12 protein-coding genes and 1 pseudogene are annotated in these 15,538 nt (G+C 44.1%); 8 read left to right on the forward strand and 5 right to left on the reverse strand.

From position 1 onward, the window contains the following. The 5 genes and pseudogenes from GPLA_RS24005 to GPLA_RS11525 form a co-directional block, all read left to right on the forward strand. A pseudogene (locus GPLA_RS24005) lies at positions 1-231 on the forward strand (hypothetical protein); the annotation flags it as partial. Positions 232-401: 170 nt separating this feature from the next. Then, on the forward strand, positions 402-1,082 hold the full coding sequence (locus GPLA_RS11510; RefSeq protein ID WP_007105093.1) for a response regulator transcription factor: 681 nt from the start codon (positions 402-404) through the stop codon (positions 1,080-1,082). A 1-nt stretch (position 1,083) separates the two neighbouring features. Continuing rightward, positions 1,084-2,379, forward strand: a complete 1,296-nt coding sequence (locus GPLA_RS11515; protein WP_040514590.1) for a sensor histidine kinase — start codon at positions 1,084-1,086, stop codon at positions 2,377-2,379. Between the two features lie 93 nt (positions 2,380-2,472). Beyond that, positions 2,473-4,836 (forward strand): sensor domain-containing phosphodiesterase, encoded by a 2,364-nt coding sequence (locus GPLA_RS11520; protein WP_007105095.1) that lies wholly within the window; start codon positions 2,473-2,475, stop codon positions 4,834-4,836. Positions 4,837-4,907: 71 nt separating this feature from the next. Next, a complete protein-coding gene (locus tag GPLA_RS11525) occupies positions 4,908-5,345 on the forward strand; it encodes a MarR family winged helix-turn-helix transcriptional regulator (RefSeq protein ID WP_007105096.1) in 438 nt (145 codons plus the stop codon). Here the strand turns inward: GPLA_RS11525 and GPLA_RS11530 are convergent. Further along, positions 5,342-6,337, reverse strand: a complete 996-nt coding sequence (locus GPLA_RS11530) for an aldo/keto reductase (protein ID WP_007105097.1) — start codon at positions 6,335-6,337, stop codon at positions 5,342-5,344. The genes GPLA_RS11525 and GPLA_RS11530 overlap by 4 nt on opposite strands. A gap of 195 nt (positions 6,338-6,532) precedes the next feature. Here GPLA_RS11530 and GPLA_RS11535 point away from each other — a divergent pair, with 195 nt between their 5' ends. The 3 genes from GPLA_RS11535 (at position 6,533) to GPLA_RS11545 (ending at position 13,063) form a co-directional block, all read left to right on the forward strand. Further along, complete coding sequence (locus GPLA_RS11535) at positions 6,533-7,438, forward strand: AraC family transcriptional regulator (protein WP_007105099.1); 906 nt, start codon at positions 6,533-6,535, stop codon at positions 7,436-7,438. 27 nt (positions 7,439-7,465) lie between these two features. Beyond that, positions 7,466-10,804, forward strand: coding sequence for a mechanosensitive ion channel domain-containing protein (locus GPLA_RS11540; protein WP_007105100.1), 3,339 nt, complete (start codon positions 7,466-7,468; stop codon positions 10,802-10,804). A gap of 132 nt (positions 10,805-10,936) precedes the next feature. Beyond that, positions 10,937-13,063 carry a TonB-dependent receptor gene (locus tag GPLA_RS11545; RefSeq protein WP_007105101.1) on the forward strand — a complete coding sequence of 709 codons (2,127 nt, stop codon included), beginning with the start codon at positions 10,937-10,939 and terminating at the stop codon, positions 13,061-13,063. A 115-nt stretch (positions 13,064-13,178) separates the two neighbouring features. On the opposite strand, the gene GPLA_RS11550 is transcribed toward GPLA_RS11545, so the two are convergent. The 4 genes from GPLA_RS11550 to GPLA_RS11565 form a co-directional block, all read right to left on the reverse strand. Continuing rightward, positions 13,179-13,940: a siderophore-interacting protein gene (locus GPLA_RS11550; protein ID WP_007105102.1), complete on the reverse strand. Its 762-nt coding sequence runs from the start codon at positions 13,938-13,940 to the stop codon at positions 13,179-13,181. 224 nt (positions 13,941-14,164) lie between these two features. Further along, on the reverse strand, positions 14,165-14,416 hold the full coding sequence (locus tag GPLA_RS11555; RefSeq protein WP_007105103.1) for a hypothetical protein: 252 nt from the start codon (positions 14,414-14,416) through the stop codon (positions 14,165-14,167). A 131-nt stretch (positions 14,417-14,547) separates the two neighbouring features. Continuing rightward, a complete protein-coding gene (locus tag GPLA_RS11560) occupies positions 14,548-15,174 on the reverse strand; it encodes a hypothetical protein (RefSeq protein ID WP_007105104.1) in 627 nt (208 codons plus the stop codon). An 89-nt stretch (positions 15,175-15,263) separates the two neighbouring features. After that, positions 15,264-15,536: a helix-turn-helix transcriptional regulator gene (locus GPLA_RS11565; RefSeq protein WP_007105105.1), complete on the reverse strand. Its 273-nt coding sequence runs from the start codon at positions 15,534-15,536 to the stop codon at positions 15,264-15,266. Positions 15,537-15,538 lie beyond the last annotated feature (2 nt).

Raw genomic sequence — 15,538 nt, forward strand, 5'->3', positions numbered from 1 at the left:
GGGCCTACCTTGTCTATCGGAGATGACCATCTAAGCCTAAAAGATGGAAATGTGCTGGAAACCGTCTCCTTTGATGACATGCACAGCATAAGGTTAATCAAAGCTGGTTCAACCCGAGAGGCTATTCAAATTATTCTTAAAAGCGGGCAAAACATTGTTATAAACAGCAATTTCCCTATTGCATCAATTAAACCGATCCTCAATCAGTGTCTTGATTGTAAATTAATGTAAAGCGTTAACCCCGTCTTAACGGCGCTTTTGTTATTTTATCGGCATTAATGTAATTAAGATGTCGGTTATGATTTATTTAGTAACGCAAAGCTTTGTGCTAAAAACAGTATGGACTCAGTGTCAGCAAATTAAGTTGGCAACCCTCCTTCGCTCTCTGGAGTCTTCGCAACATGACTAACGTATTATTGGTTGAAGATGATATTGACTTGGCAAGTACCATAGTGGATTACTTGGAACTCGAGACTATTCAATGTGACCACGCCAGTAATGGGCTACTGGGTCTTAATTTAATTGAACGTCAGCCTTACCAAGTCATTATTTTAGATATTAATATGCCGAAAATGGATGGCTTAACATTATGCGCCCTGTTAAGGGAAAGAGGTCTAGATACTCCAGTGTTAATGCTGACCGCCAGAGATTCCCTGAACGACAAATTACAAGGGTTTCAAGTTGGTAGTGACGACTATTTAATCAAACCGTTTGCCATGCAAGAACTAGTGGCCCGAGTTCAAGTATTAGCGCGGCGGCGAAGCGGTGAGGTTAAGCGCCTTACACTCAGTGATTTAGTATTCGATCTGAGCCAACGTAGTGCTTTTTTGGCACAGCACCCTTTAAAGCTTTCACCCACCGCACTGAAGATCCTTGAAGTATTAATGCGTGCAAGCCCGCAAACTGTTAGTAGGCAACATATCATGCAATCAGTATGGGGAGATGAGCAGCCCGATAGTAACAGTTTGAAGGTGCATATTTATCACTTACGCAAAGCACTCGACATACACGACGCATCGGTCACCCTAGAAACGGTGGCCAGTGTTGGTTTTGCCATTAGGGAAAGGCAAAAAGGGCAATAGCATGAAGATCAGACCCAGTTTACGTTTATACTTTTTCATCAGCATAGTCTTGCTTGGTTCAAGCATGACCATTGGATTCTCAGTGCTCGGTGTGAATTATTTTATCGAAGGATTAGATCGCGGAATAGGCGGCATTATGCACGAGCTTGTTATGACCACGGACGTGCAAGATGGTCATCCGGTAAAATTTGTCGACATTCAGGTCGCCAGTCGTTGGCAGGACACACCAAAAATCATTCAACAACGTTTTACATCCCCGCCCACCCAAGAAAACGAACTGTTGAAAATGAAAGACCAAGACTCACTATTTTCATTGCCTAAAAACCTCTTTTTCGTGACGATTATGTATAATCAAAACAACGAAACTAGGTATGTTTCTAAGGTCATGTTAGATAAAACTAGTCTGCATAAAAAACGCAAGAAGAATATATCACTCTTTACTTGGATCATCATAACCGGTGTGAGTGTTATGGCCGTTTTCGCTTGTTTATTGATTGTAGTGATGCGCAAAGTAGCCAAGCCAATTGAGTCACTGAAAGATTGGGCTAAATCCTTAACACAAGAAAATATACAGCAATCACCACCGGACTTTATTTACAACGAGCTCAATACACTCGCCAGTATAGTCAGAGGCAGCCTGTTATCGGTTCATCAAAGCTTAGCTCGGGAACAGCGTTTTCTTAGTTATGCTAGCCATGAACTCCGTACGCCTATCTCCGTCATTCGTAGTAATGTGGATTTACTCAAACGATTAAGCGAACAATCGCCTATCAGCGACAAACAGAATCTAACCCTGCAGCGTATCGAACGAGCCGGTTTAACCATGAGCGATTTAACCGACACCTTGTTATGGCTTAGTCGCAATGATGAGCAAACTGTATCACTTGAGCCTGTTAACCTTGATGAAAACATTAGCCAGCTTTGTAATGAATTAGGATATTTGCTCAACGGCAAGCAGGTTGAAGTCGAGATACAAAGTGAAAAATTCACCTTACACACTGCCGCTACGGCCTGTCATATTGTACTGAGTAACCTTATCCGTAACGCCTACCAACATACACAGCAAGGAAAAGTACAGATAAAACAGCAAGGAAGTTGCGTCACTATCACCAATATTTCTAAAGATAATGACGAGAATGACGTCAGCCACGACAATGATAAAAACCGAAATCCTCTCGGCTACGGTTTAGGATTGCAACTAAGTGAAAAAATCATTCAGCGCCACGGTTGGCAATATGAAATTGTCGATTTACCCGCGTATTACCAAGTTAAAGTTAACTTTATGTACCAGAACTAGGGAGATTTCACTGGTTTAGCTCATACTAAAGGTCATATTTACATCCATGGGTACTTTGCGTACCGTAGAGTTTGGGAAAAATGGGAGCAAACCTTGAAATCGGCACCGATACCTTCAAACGACTTGCTACGATTAGACGCGCTATACAGTTTACGTATTCTAGATACTGCGCCTGAAGAGCGTTTCGACAGAATTACGCGACTAGCAGCCCATACCTTTGGTTGCCAATTCGCCTCGATTTCATTTACTGATAAAAACCGCCAATGGTATAAATCGGTGTTTAATTTTGATGCCACCGAATTAGCCAGAGGCATGGCTTTTTGTTCCCACACCATAGTTGAAGATGATGTATTCATCATCAACGATACGCATCTAAGTGAAGACTTTCGCGACAGTTCATTTGTAACCAGTGAGCCTTATCTACGCTTTTATGCCGGCATAAAAATCACTATGGCTGGTTATCCTGTCGGCTCCCTGTGCGTGTTTGATCCCAAGCCTAAATCATTAAATCACGAAGATAAAGGTGTCTTGCGTGACCTCGCTAATATGGTCGAAAGTGAGTTGCAAAAAGAAGAATTAGCCAATACCGCTCGAGCGCTCCGTCGTTCTCAAGTGCAATTGGATGAAACGCAAAAATTGACTCGTTTACGTAACGTGATCCTAGAAAAAATCGTGCATTCTGAGTCCCTTCATTCGGTATTAATCGACATCGTTGAGGCCATCGAACTTGAATATCACGGACAGCAATGCAGCATATTATTACTCGAAGGAATTAAACTTGTTTCTGGCGCAGCGCCATCTTTTCCTGATTTTTATAACGCTGCGATAGATGGTATTGAAATAGGAATAGGTCAAGGCTCCTGTGGCACAACTGCGTTCACAGGTGAGCGCACCATAGTTGACGATATCAGCACTCACTCATACTGGGCAGCCTGGGCTGACCTTGCCAAACAAGCCCATTTAGGTGCCTGTTGGTCTGAACCGATTAAGGCAGCGGATGGGTCGGTTTTGGGTACATTTGCTATTTACCATGATCACCCCGCAACGCCGTCGGATGAAGAGCTCGAACGCATTGAACAATTTGCCCATATCGCTAGCATAGCGATTGAACGCCAGCGCACCAGCGATCTGATTTGGCACCAAGCCAATTTTGATGAACTCACCCAGCTTCCAAATCGTAATATTATGGGTGAACACCTAAAACAAGCGCTCAACGCTGCTAAACGTAATGAAACTCACGTGGCGGTCATGTTTCTCGATTTAGATAACTTTAAAGACATCAATGATACCTTGGGCCATGGCGTCGGAGATGATTTATTAGTTGATTGCGCTAAGCGTATCGAGCAATGCATCCGTAAAAAAGATACCGTGGCGCGTTTAGGCGGTGATGAGTTTGTCATGATCATCAACGACATAATGGATTTTAGTGGCTTAGAAAATACCGCCCAGAAGATACTGAAAGCGGTAGCACAACCCTATCACTTACAAAATGAAATTGTACATACCAGTGCCAGCATAGGGATCACAATTTACCCTGATGACGCCGAAGATGTTGCCAGCTTACTTAAAAATGCCGATCAGGCCATGTATGGCGCCAAATCAATAGGTAAAAATAACTACCATTATTATACCAAAAGCATGCGAGATGCGGCGTTAAAGCGCATGACGTTAATATCCGATCTTAGGCATGCAATTGAAAATGAAGAATTGTTTATCGTTTATCAACCCATCGTTGAAATGCACAATGGATACTGTACTAAAGCTGAAGCCTTGATTCGTTGGCAACACCCTGTGCACGGTGTTATCGGGCCATTGGAGTTTATCCCTGTGGCAGAAGAAACGGGTTTAATAATTGATATCAGTAACTGGGTATTTTCTCAGGTATGCAGAGATGTGCGCCATTGGCGTAAAACCCTATGCCCCACGCTACAGTTAAGTATTAACACGTCACCCATTCACTATACCGATCCAGATAGATGCATTACCCAATGGTTAGATACCCTGCTTGAGACTCGGACACCTCCCCAAGCTATTTTATTGGAAATAACTGAAAACCTACTAATGGATGCCAACCAGAGTGTATCCACAAAGTTATTTCAGTTTCGCCAAGCGGGAGTAGATATCGCCCTTGACGACTTTGGCACAGGCTACTCGTCGATTTCATATTTGAAGAAATATCCTACTGATATTTTGAAAATCGATAAATCTTTTGTTCATTCGATGAGCGAAGTCAGTAATGATAAAGTGTTGTGTGAAGCCATAATAGTCATGGCGAAAAAGCTCGGTATTAAGGTTGTCGCAGAAGGCATAGAGACTGAAGAACAGCGTAATATATTGCAAAAAATGGGTTGTGAGTATGGACAGGGCTATTTGTTCGCAAAACCGTTAAAATACCAAGATTTTGATGCCCTACTAAAGCGGCAGAAACAGGATGAACTAGCCTGCCTTGCGCATTAGCCGATAAGCGCTTCTGGCGAAACAGGGAAATTTGTTGATATAATCAACTAAAATACTCAACGGAACTGTGCATGCACTCTCAACTTATCGAACACATTATCGCGATTTCCGAACGTTTTCGCATCAGCATACGCAGTGCAATCAATGCTAACGAATTGGGAATAGGTGCGATGCATGTGCGCAGCCTCGCAGTTATAGCGCAATCGGATGCTTGCACTGCCAACCATATTGTCAATGTTTTAGCCAGAGATAAAGCGCAGGTGGCACGGATCGTTAAAGAGTTATTGGCGGCGGATTTAATAGAGAAATGCGCTCATCCTGAAGACAAGCGCAGTCAAATTCTTAGCGTAAAGGCAGAGGGTCAAACCTTAATGGCGCAATTCCACGCAGCGAAAGTTGAAATATATAATCAAATGACCCAAGGATTAAGCGGATCACAGTTAAGGGACTTCGAACATATCGCACAATGTATCGCCGATAACTTGCTTGCTGAACTTAACAAAGACTAACGGCCAAGCGCTGCCATGGACTCCTTTGGATAGCGCAGACCATGTACCTGATGTTGTGCAATGCACTTGGCAATATCGAGCCATTTCTCTTCAGAGATATTTAAAGACATTGCTCCTGCATTCTCGACGATTCTAGCTGGGTTACGCGTACCTGGGATCGACACATATTCCGGACTCTGTTTTGCAATCCAGGCTAAAGCCAACTGTGCTGGTGAGCAGTCAAGGCTGTCAGAAATGGTTTTTATTTCGGCTACCAAACGTAAGTTATGGTCAAAATTCTGTTCTGAAAAACGTGGATTAGTCAGCCGCCAATCCCCCGCGCCTAGATCGCTTCGCTGGGTAATAGCCCCAGTTAAAAACCCTCGACCCAAAGGGCTATATGCAACCAACCCAACACCGAGCTCACGACAAGCAGGTAAAATGTCGTCTTCAATATCCCGGCTCCATAACGAGTATTCGCTCTGCAACGCAGCAATGGGATGAACGGCGCAGGCGCGTTTAAGCGTTTGACTGCCGGCTTCAGACAAACCTAAATACCGAACCTTGCCTTCTTTGACCAGATCAGCCATCGCACCTACCGTTTCTTCGATGGGCACGCTAGGATCCATTCGATGCTGATAGTACAGATCGATACAATCGATACCCAGACGTTGCAGACTGGCATCACACGCCTGTTTTACGTATTCTGGCCGCCCGTTAAATCCGAGAAAACCACCTTTATCGTCGCGCAGGATCCCAAACTTAGTTGCTAATGTGACAGAATCCCGTGCAGTACTATTTTGCTTGAAGAAGTCCCCTAATAAAAGTTCGTTGGTTTTTGGCCCGTAAATGTCTGACGTGTCCCAAAACGTAACACCGCTATTTATCGCTTGATGTAAAGTCGCGAATGAATCTTGCTTATCGTGAGAGCCATAAAAATCAGACATGCCCATACAACCCAAACCCACACTCGACACCATTAACCCCTGGTGACCTAATTGACGTTTCTGCATAACGTAATCCTCATTAATAATGAAAAACATATATCGAGTTAGCATGTTAACGTCGAATATGCGCAATTAAATTGGGGGATACTGCAAAATGTTTGCCTAATCCTACAATCATGCTGCCAGCAGCTTTCCCCCGCGTCGCTACATGGCATACTAGCGTAATGATAAACACAGCATATATTTACGAGGTGGCATAGGATGAATGCATTAATTAAAAAAGTATTAGAGCTGACCCCAAATGAAGGCGACTTTTCTACAAGCATCCCGCATTTAAGCCTATTTCGCCGTGACAATCCCATGGCATCGCCACTGCCGGTGATATACCAGCCGAGTATATATATGGTTTTGCTTGGTTCAAAGGCGACGTTTTTAGGCAAAGAGCGTTATCAGTACGATCCCATGCATTATTTAGTTAGTTGCGTGCCCTTGCCGCTAGAAGGTCAGATCCTACAAGCGAGTAAGGAAACCCCCTATTTAGCGGCACGTATCAGTCTTGACACCCAACTGGTCAACGAATTATTAGTGCAGATGCCCCTTGAACCCAGGGAAAATACCGGCTCATTAGACATGTTCACCGTAAACCGCTCCTCGCCCAGAGGCATTTACGTCAGTGCGATTAATCAGGATATACAGAGTACCTTGTGCAGACTACTCGACTGTGCCCACTCAAAAAGCAAAGCCCATGTACTGGGACAACTAGCGCTTAAAGAATTGATTTATCACGTATTGAATGCTGAACATGGCGACCTGCTGCGCATATTTGCCAGCCAAGACCGACAACAATATCAAATTGCCAATGTGCTGCAATATATCAACCGTCACTACGCTTCGAACATGGATATATCGGCCCTAGCGAGTAAAGCCAATATGAGTGAGTCTTCATTTTATCAACACTTTAAAGCGGCAACTAACACCTCCCCTATTCAATATATCAAAACCGTTCGTTTGCATGCGGCTAAGCGAAAAATGCTTTTCGAACAGCATACCGCGACCTCTGCGGCCTACGAAGTCGGCTATACCAGTACGTCGCAATTTAGCCGTGAGTATCGCCGCTTATTCACAGTGCCACCGGCACAAGACGCGCGTAATACAAGTAAGGTATGATGGGCTGTCTCAATTTTTAGGATATGTATGCCCAGAATATCAACCTCCGCAGGTATAGCTAAATTCATTGTACTTTTTAGTCTATTTTTTTGCTCTGGGGTATTGGCAGGGGATGAATTGCTTCCCAGTATTGAAGAAATCCAGCAGCGTTTAAAAACCTCGTCTGATGCAGCGGATATTTCCGAGCAAGAAAAAAGTGCAATAGAGCAATCATACCAACAGGCAATCGACAACATACGGGCCACAGAACAATTTGATGAGCAAACCAATAAATATAATCACGCAATAAAAGACGCTCCAAAAAAACTGAATAGACTGGAAAATGATTATGCGAAATTTCAATATCCCCCGGTAAGTAATAAATCCGTTAGCCAATCGGAGTTACTCGCTCGGGTAACCGACACCGAAGGAGACGTAACCAGTACCCGAGCTAGATTGTCTGAACTAAAGGCCACCCTTGACGATGAACGCCGCTTGCTTTTACGTCAAATCATCAGTGAAACACAAACCGCTATTGATGCCACTAACAACAACCTCACTACCGACGAAGATAGCAACCCGGCAAAATTAGCCCAAAGCATTGCTCAGGCAGCCGAACGTAAAATGTTACAAGCGAAAATTGGCTCCCTCAAGGAAAGACTAGCCTACCGACCTGCACATTTGGCCATTATTGATGCGCAAGTTGCTCTCGAACAGAAGAAATTACAGGCCTCAGTTGAATTACTTAACGCATTAAGGTCACTGCAAAATAACTTAGACGAAAAGCAAAACGCCTCAAAGTTAGCAAAACTGCAAGCAACAACTGCCTCTCTCATCAGTGCCCCACTGATTTTACAAGATATTGCCAAACACAATGAAGTGCTGGCAAAAAGTGCCGCCACCTTAGCTACTCAACAAGATTTAACTGCTCATGAGTTAAACGAAATTCAAACTCAGATCAGCGATTTAAATAATAAATTTTCTTCTTTGAATCGGTTACTTGAGCTTGAGATATACGAATCCTCGGCCGTTTTTGGTAACGCCCTTAGACAAGAGTGGGAGCAAGCATCTCGAGTAGTCAATGGAGATGACTTAATCAAACAAACAGAAATATCGTTAGTCGACAACCGAGTCGCCATGTTCAGTTTAAATCAACGACGTGCGCCATTTGATACACCCGATGTGGAAGTATTAATGGGGCAAATTGGCAAGGATAATCTGCGCTGGCAAGATGAAGCTAAGGAGCTGGTCTCACAGCGTCGAGAGTTAATTTCTCAGCTCAGTTCAGCTTACACACAACATGTAGACGTGCTATCTGTTTTACTGGATAAATTGCGTTTCCTTATCCAGCGCACCCAGACTTACAGTAACCTTCTGGAAAGTAATCTATTTTGGATCCCAAGTGCCACTCCTTTTGATGTGGACACCATTACAGCCGCGGGCGATTCTGCCGCTTGGTTGCTACGAATGGAACACTGGCAAAATGTCATGCTCGCTGTGGAACAGAACATTGAACACAATCAATTTGCACTGATCACCATGTTGGTTGCGCTGGTATTAACGCTGATATTGCGTAAACGCCTTAAACGGCGGTTAAGTGAAATCGCTCCCAACGTCGGGAAAGTGCAAACAGATGCCTTTCAATTAACGCTCACCAGCTTATTAATTACCCTTGGTTTGTCGCTACCCCCTGCATTGGTTTTGTTTGCTCTCGCGCTTTTATGTGATGCGAAAACCGGCTTTGCTAATAGCTTGAGTAACGCATTTTTTGTCGGCGGCTTGATGATGTTATATCTAGAATTCATGTTACAGCTGGTGCGCAAAGATGGCCTTGGTGAAGTACATTTTAATTGGAGTGAGTCCAGCCTTACTCTGCTCAGAAAAAACAACCGCTTACTGATTATCGTGTTTATTCCCATTGGCATAATAATGACTTTGTTGAACAATCAAGCCAGTGTCGAGATACGCGAAGACCTAGGCCAATTTGCCCTGATCATCTTGTGTTCATCATTAGCCATTGCCGGCACAAGAGTTACGCGTAACGCTTATTACCGTTACCGCGCATCGATGTATTCCTCTAAGCGCTTCTCGTACTTTTTATATTCCTTATTGATTCTAGTACCGGCTTTTTTGATCATTTTATCGGCTATTGGTTATCAATACAGCGCCCAGCGTATCCTCGCATTAATGTTAGAAACTGCGTTTCTGTGTACCGTCGCCCTTTTGGTTTACTACACAGCAGAACGGGCGATTTCCGTTAATGCCAGACGTATCGCACTGGAGAAAATCCGTGCCAAACGGCTAGCCACTATCGCTGCCAATGCCCAACAAGAAGCTGCGGAACAATCTGGTGAAGGGGTACCCGAAATAATAGACAGTCAAGAGCTCGATAGGCACACCATTACCAGTCAAACCAAGGCCGTCATACGCATGGTGATATGGCTAGCACTCATAGGCGCGTTGTCTGTTGTGTGGCAAGACATTTCGCCCATTGCATACTCCCTCGATGATGTTGTTATGTGGGAAATAAGCAATGATGATCCCAATATTGAAGCCCAGCGCATCACCCTGTGGAGCTGTTTGCTTAGCTTAATGATATTCGTTGTCAGTGTGATAGGCGTGCGCAATTTACCAGGCTTATTGGAAATGACTGTGTTGGGACGTTTAAACCTATCTCCAGGCACCAGTTACGCCATTACCACCATGCTAAAATACAGTATCGTGATCATAGGTATAATTGTGTCGTTCAATATTTTGGGCGCCCAGTGGTCAAAACTTCAATGGCTCATAGCTGCCCTGGGTGTTGGGCTAGGGTTTGGATTGCAAGAAATTGTCGCTAACTTTGTCTCAGGAATAGTGATCTTATTCGAGCGCCCTATTCGACTCGGCGATACCATTACGATTGCAGGGCACAGCGGCACAGTGACCCGTATTCGAATTCGCGCAACAACAGTGAGTGATTGGGATCGCAAAGAACTTATCATTCCCAATAAAACCTTTATCACCCAAGATTTCGTAAATTGGACCTTATCAGACCCAGTCACGCGCATCGTTATTCCCGTTGGCGTGGCCTATGGCAGCGATACTGAAAAAGTGGTTTCTCTGTTGGTACAGGTCGCGAACAATAATCACAGCGTGTTCGAAGACCCCGCCCCTGCGGCACTGTTTTTAGCGTTCGGTGCCAGTAGTTTAGACTTTGAACTACGTGTATTTGCCCGCGCAGTGGTTGACCGCGCTATGGTCACACATGAGCTTCACATGCAGATTGAAAAGCAGTTTCGTCAAGCCGGCATCGAAATCGCCTACCCACAACAAGACGTGCATCTTAATATGACTACCCCGATAAACGTCAACATTGCCCCTAAAGTCCCTCCCGAGGCCCAGTAAACGGGCCCATTATTACCTTCACCACTGACACTAAATCAGCAATGAAAATATTACCTAATCCATTGCTGTATTTAACATTTTACCAATAACAGGTAAAATAACGCCTGTTTTCTTTTTTCAAAATAGGTATTCATGTCTCGCCGTGTTGTTATATTGCCCATTGCCTCATTAACCATTGCCATGCAAAGTACATGGGTGATGGCTGAACAAGCCCCTATTGAAGTCGTCGTTGTCAGTGGTTCACATCAAAAAACCAACCTTATGGCGTTCGATAGTAATATGCAGCGCATTGCGGAGGACGAGATAGAGCGCGTAAAAGCCACGCTCGCCAGCGACATTCTAAACCGTGCCAGCGGTGTGTATATTCAAGCTAACAACGGCGTTGAGAACCTACCCTCTCTTCGCTCGCCCATTTTAACAGGCCCTGGTGCTGCCGGAGCTTTCTTATTTATGCAAGATGGTATACCCACTCGCGCGGCAGGCTTTGCTAACAACAATGCCCTGGCAGAGCTTAATTTAGCGCAAGCCGATGCCATTGAAATTGTCCAAGGCCCAAGCAGCGCAGTTTACGGTTCTAATGCGGTTCACGGTGTAGTGAATGTGTTGAGTTTAACCCCACAAGAGGGTGGCAATCTTGGTATCACCTTAGGGGGCAATCAGCGAACACAGTTCCAAGGTGCCATTGGCCAAGTTGATGATCAAGGTTCTAAACATCAAGCAATCGGGTTAAACCTACAAGTGATTAACGACGGTGGCTATCAAGACGACAACGGCTATACCTCTAGTAAGCTGGGATTACGTCATGATTATCAGCACGATAAACTTTCCATCAGCAGCACCCTATCGGGCTTTGATCTGGACCAAGATACCGCTGGATTCATCGCATCTGGTGACAATGGTGAGGGTTGCTTTACCTCAGATTATGCCCCGAGTGAGCTGTATAAAGACCGAGATGCAATGCAGAAAAACTGTGATACAGATGCGTACCGACAATGGTCATCCATACGCGGAGCGAGTCATGTAAGTTACCAATTAAATGCCAACGAACAGCTTAATTTCACCCCTTACTTTCGCAGCAATAGTATGGCATTTCGCCAGCATTATTTGCCGTCCAGAGCGATTGAAGAAAACAGCCATCACAGTTTAGGGATAAATAGTGACTACCAGTGGCAAATGAATGATGCCTTTGCAGTAGTCGTGGGAATTGACGTGGACCTGACTCAGGGGAAATTAACTGAAACCCAACAGCAAGCCGACCGCTTTAGTTTCGGTAAAGCCCGGCAGCAAGGAGTGCATTTTGATTATGAAGTCGACGCTACCACCCTATCGCCCTTTATACAGGTCAATTGGCAGTATAACCATGCACTTAGTTTCACCTCAGGTCTGCGCTTCGATAGCACAGAGTATCGTTACGATAACCTCATCGCTGATGGCACCAGTAAGGCTGATGGCTCATCATGCTTTAACAATGATGCACAACCAGTTAGTTGCTTGTATCAACGTCCTAGCGATCGCCATGATCGTTTCAATAACACCAGTGCAAAAATAGGGGCAAATTATCGTGTTAACGACAACCTCGCGCTTTTTGCAAGTTGGGCGAATGGATTTCGCGCACCCCAAACGACAGATCTGTATCGACTGCAAAACCAACAAACAATCGGTAGCATAGAGTCCGAAGAAATAAACAGTATAGAAGCCGGTCTGCGTGGTTCGTTTGCAAACCTTCAATTGCAAGCGACGGCTTACAGCATGCAAAAGCACAACTTCTTTTTTCGTGATGACGATGGCTTAAACGTTACCGACGGCGAAACAACCCATATGGGCGTCGAACTCAATGTCACATATCAGCTTATCGCTAACCTTAGTTTGTCAGCCAGTTACGCCTATGCAGAGCATGAATACGATTTTAACCTTGCAAGTAGCGGCGTTGTTAACGGCAATAAAATCGACACAGCGCCACGCCAACAAGGTAATGTTCGACTGAACTGGCAAGCCACAAGCAGTACAGATATTGAACTAGCATGGCAACACATTGGCAATTACTACCTAGACCCAGCAAACGAGCATGAATATTCGGGCCATGACCTGCTAAATTTACGCACTCAGTTACGCGTCAATAAACACCTGAGCCTCAATGCAAATATAGAAAATCTAACCGATGAAAAGTACGCCAGCCGCGCCGATTATGCATTTGGCTCATATCGTTATTTTGGCGGCCAACCTCGTACCTTCTACCTAGGAGGCCAATACGCTTTTTAATTTGCATGTGATTGCGTTCATGACTCAGGAAACAAAAAATGAATATCAATGCAGACCATCTCTCGTGAGATGGTTTTTTTCTGTATAACACAGCAATATCACTGGATAACTGAATCTATAATGGACCCTGCTGTTTTTGCCGATTAAATTTATCCGCATCGACGCCCTTTTTCCAATAGCCAGTGGCAAAAATATTTAGTCGGTTCACGCCAAGGTCATCGAGTAATAACGTTTTAAGTGCACGTACATTTCTGGCTTCTAGGCCGAAAAAGATATGCGCATTTTTAGCTAACGCTTTGGCTTTGCCCTCAACCACCTGCTCTAACGATTCGCTATGCTCGTCTGCTATGTGCCAATCAACATGTAAATGCGCACCAGCATCCATATGAATAATATCGGCACGGGTGGGCACCGTAATGACAGCCTGCACATTAGCTTGTGGGCGAATATACCTAGCAAAACCGTTTACCGCGTTAATTGAAGTAATATCCCCGATGAGCAAATAGTTGTCCTGGGTAAAATCAGTAATTTTCTGTGGTCCTGGGCCAGCGATAGCCGCGAAATCTCCTACTTTAGTGTTTTTAGCCCAATTAGTAGCGGGGCCTTGGTGCAAATTAACCACAAAATCAATGGCGAGCTCTCGCCTTTTGGCGTCGAAGCTACGTATTGTATATGAGCGCTTAACCGCTGGTTTTACTGCATCAAACGCTAACTCAGGAAAGGTTTCTCCTTCATGTGGGATCAGCACCTTCACGTGTGCGCCGTCCTTACCCTCAGGAAAGTCCGCAAGCGCGTCCGAGCTGAAAAAAATTCTACGTAAATGCGGTGACAATGATTCGATACGAATAACTTTGACTAAACGTGCTTGAGGTTTCATGTTAGCTCCCAGTAAATTAGTTGATAATGTCAACTATATCACTAAAGTGAACAAGGTCAACCATTAAATACGAATAATTCTTATTTGATAGTTGGAATTGCTATGTTTCCGCGGTGCCTCACACCAAACGTAAAAGAAAACGCCTAATCTTATCCAAATAGGCGCTCTATACGTTGGCTCTGTGCACCAGTGAAAATCAACTCTACTGGTGATCTAATAGCAGTTTATAACTGCGCAGGGGGAACCATTTTACCACCGGTACCAATAATGCTTGGAGGAACCATTTTGCCACCGGTACCGATAATGCTAGGAGGAACCATTTTTCCGCCAGTACCGATAATACTAGGGGGAACCATCTTTCCGCCAGTACCAATAATACTAGGGGGAACCATTTTACCACCCGTTCCAATCGCAAACGCAGTGCTAGAAGCAAAAATAGATAAAACAACAGTGGCAGCAAGGGTGAAATTTTTCATGATATATATCCTAATAACGAATTAATGATGGACGAATTTCCATCACAGTGATTATCAAGGATATCTATCGGCAATGTCACATAGAAGGTTAAAATATGAACATATAAATGGTAGGTTTAGCGTGACAGAAGTTAGGCTTTAAACCAATTTTTTGAAATGAGAATGTAACCTTGTACCAGCACTAATAGCGCCGAATACGTCGTTAAACCGTGGAAAATATAGGGTGCAGCGTAGTAAATATGGGTGCTCTGCACGTCAAATACTCGACGTAGAATGTATTCTATCAAGATCAATTGGTGCAACAGGATGTAAAAGAAAACTAATTGATACAAAGAATGATCTAAGTTTAATGAGCGGTACTGACTTGGAAAATACTTAGCCATAAGGAATACTCGGGCGAATAAAAAGTGACGCACCCAAAGGTTGATGGTGAGCAAGAGTACATACCAGAAAATCATCGGCGCAGCTTGCTTACTCACATACCAGTAAATCTCAGTGGCTAGACAGCCAGCCACGACCACAACTGTCGGCCAACGCATACTATCCTCCGACACCTTATATAACGAATAACATGCCGCTAAGTAGGTCAACACCTTAAGTGTTAATTGGAAATGCTCACTAATAACAAGGGGATAAAGTAACTCTGAGGATAAATTAGCGGTAGCCGAAATAACAATAATACTCACCAGATTAATGTCGCGAATAAACAACACAGCAACAAAACCTAATAAGGCAAGGTAGATTTTTTCAAATAACAAGCTGTCGCCGTAAGTCAGGAAACCGGCACAAACAAATAAAACGGAACCAATGAATTTTGGAATTCGTGTGGAGCTAAAGAACACGTGGACTAGAGTCTATCGGTGATAAATTTAAAGTAACCGACGATTTGATTAACGAAGTTATTGCGGGTTTCTTCTTTGGCTTTGGTGCGACATACAGACCACCATTTTTTGACCACTTCAATTTGTAATGTACGCAATGACTCAGGTTTATTGTTTTCTATTGCAGAGACCGTTTCTCGACTTAACCCAACACGCTGAGCTAGTTCGCCCTGTGTATAGCCCGCCTCTTTCCTGAGGTTTCTTAGAATAACAGGCAATTCACTGCTGTGTAGATCCATAT

It is taken from the genome of Paraglaciecola polaris LMG 21857, from assembly GCF_000315055.1.
GTDB classification, from domain to species: Bacteria; Pseudomonadota; Gammaproteobacteria; order Enterobacterales; family Alteromonadaceae; genus Paraglaciecola; species Paraglaciecola polaris.

Excerpts from the sequence above, each read along its gene's own strand:
- GPLA_RS11515 (WP_040514590.1), top strand. The coding sequence starts at position 1,084 with ATGAAGATCAGACCCAGTTTACGTTTATACTTTTTCATCAGCATAGTC.
- GPLA_RS11540 (WP_007105100.1), top strand. The coding sequence starts at position 7,466 with ATGCCCAGAATATCAACCTCCGCAGGTATAGCTAAATTCATTGTACTT.
- GPLA_RS11545 (WP_007105101.1), top strand. The coding sequence starts at position 10,937 with ATGTCTCGCCGTGTTGTTATATTGCCCATTGCCTCATTAACCATTGCC.
- GPLA_RS11510 (WP_007105093.1), top strand. The coding sequence starts at position 402 with ATGACTAACGTATTATTGGTTGAAGATGATATTGACTTGGCAAGTACC.
- GPLA_RS11565 (WP_007105105.1), bottom strand. The coding sequence starts at position 15,536 with ATGGATCTACACAGCAGTGAATTGCCTGTTATTCTAAGAAACCTCAGG.
- GPLA_RS11530 (WP_007105097.1), bottom strand. The coding sequence starts at position 6,337 with ATGCAGAAACGTCAATTAGGTCACCAGGGGTTAATGGTGTCGAGTGTG.
- GPLA_RS11525 (WP_007105096.1), top strand. The coding sequence starts at position 4,908 with ATGCACTCTCAACTTATCGAACACATTATCGCGATTTCCGAACGTTTT.
- GPLA_RS11535 (WP_007105099.1), top strand. The coding sequence starts at position 6,533 with ATGAATGCATTAATTAAAAAAGTATTAGAGCTGACCCCAAATGAAGGC.
- GPLA_RS11555 (WP_007105103.1), bottom strand. The coding sequence starts at position 14,416 with ATGAAAAATTTCACCCTTGCTGCCACTGTTGTTTTATCTATTTTTGCT.
- GPLA_RS11550 (WP_007105102.1), bottom strand. The coding sequence starts at position 13,940 with ATGAAACCTCAAGCACGTTTAGTCAAAGTTATTCGTATCGAATCATTG.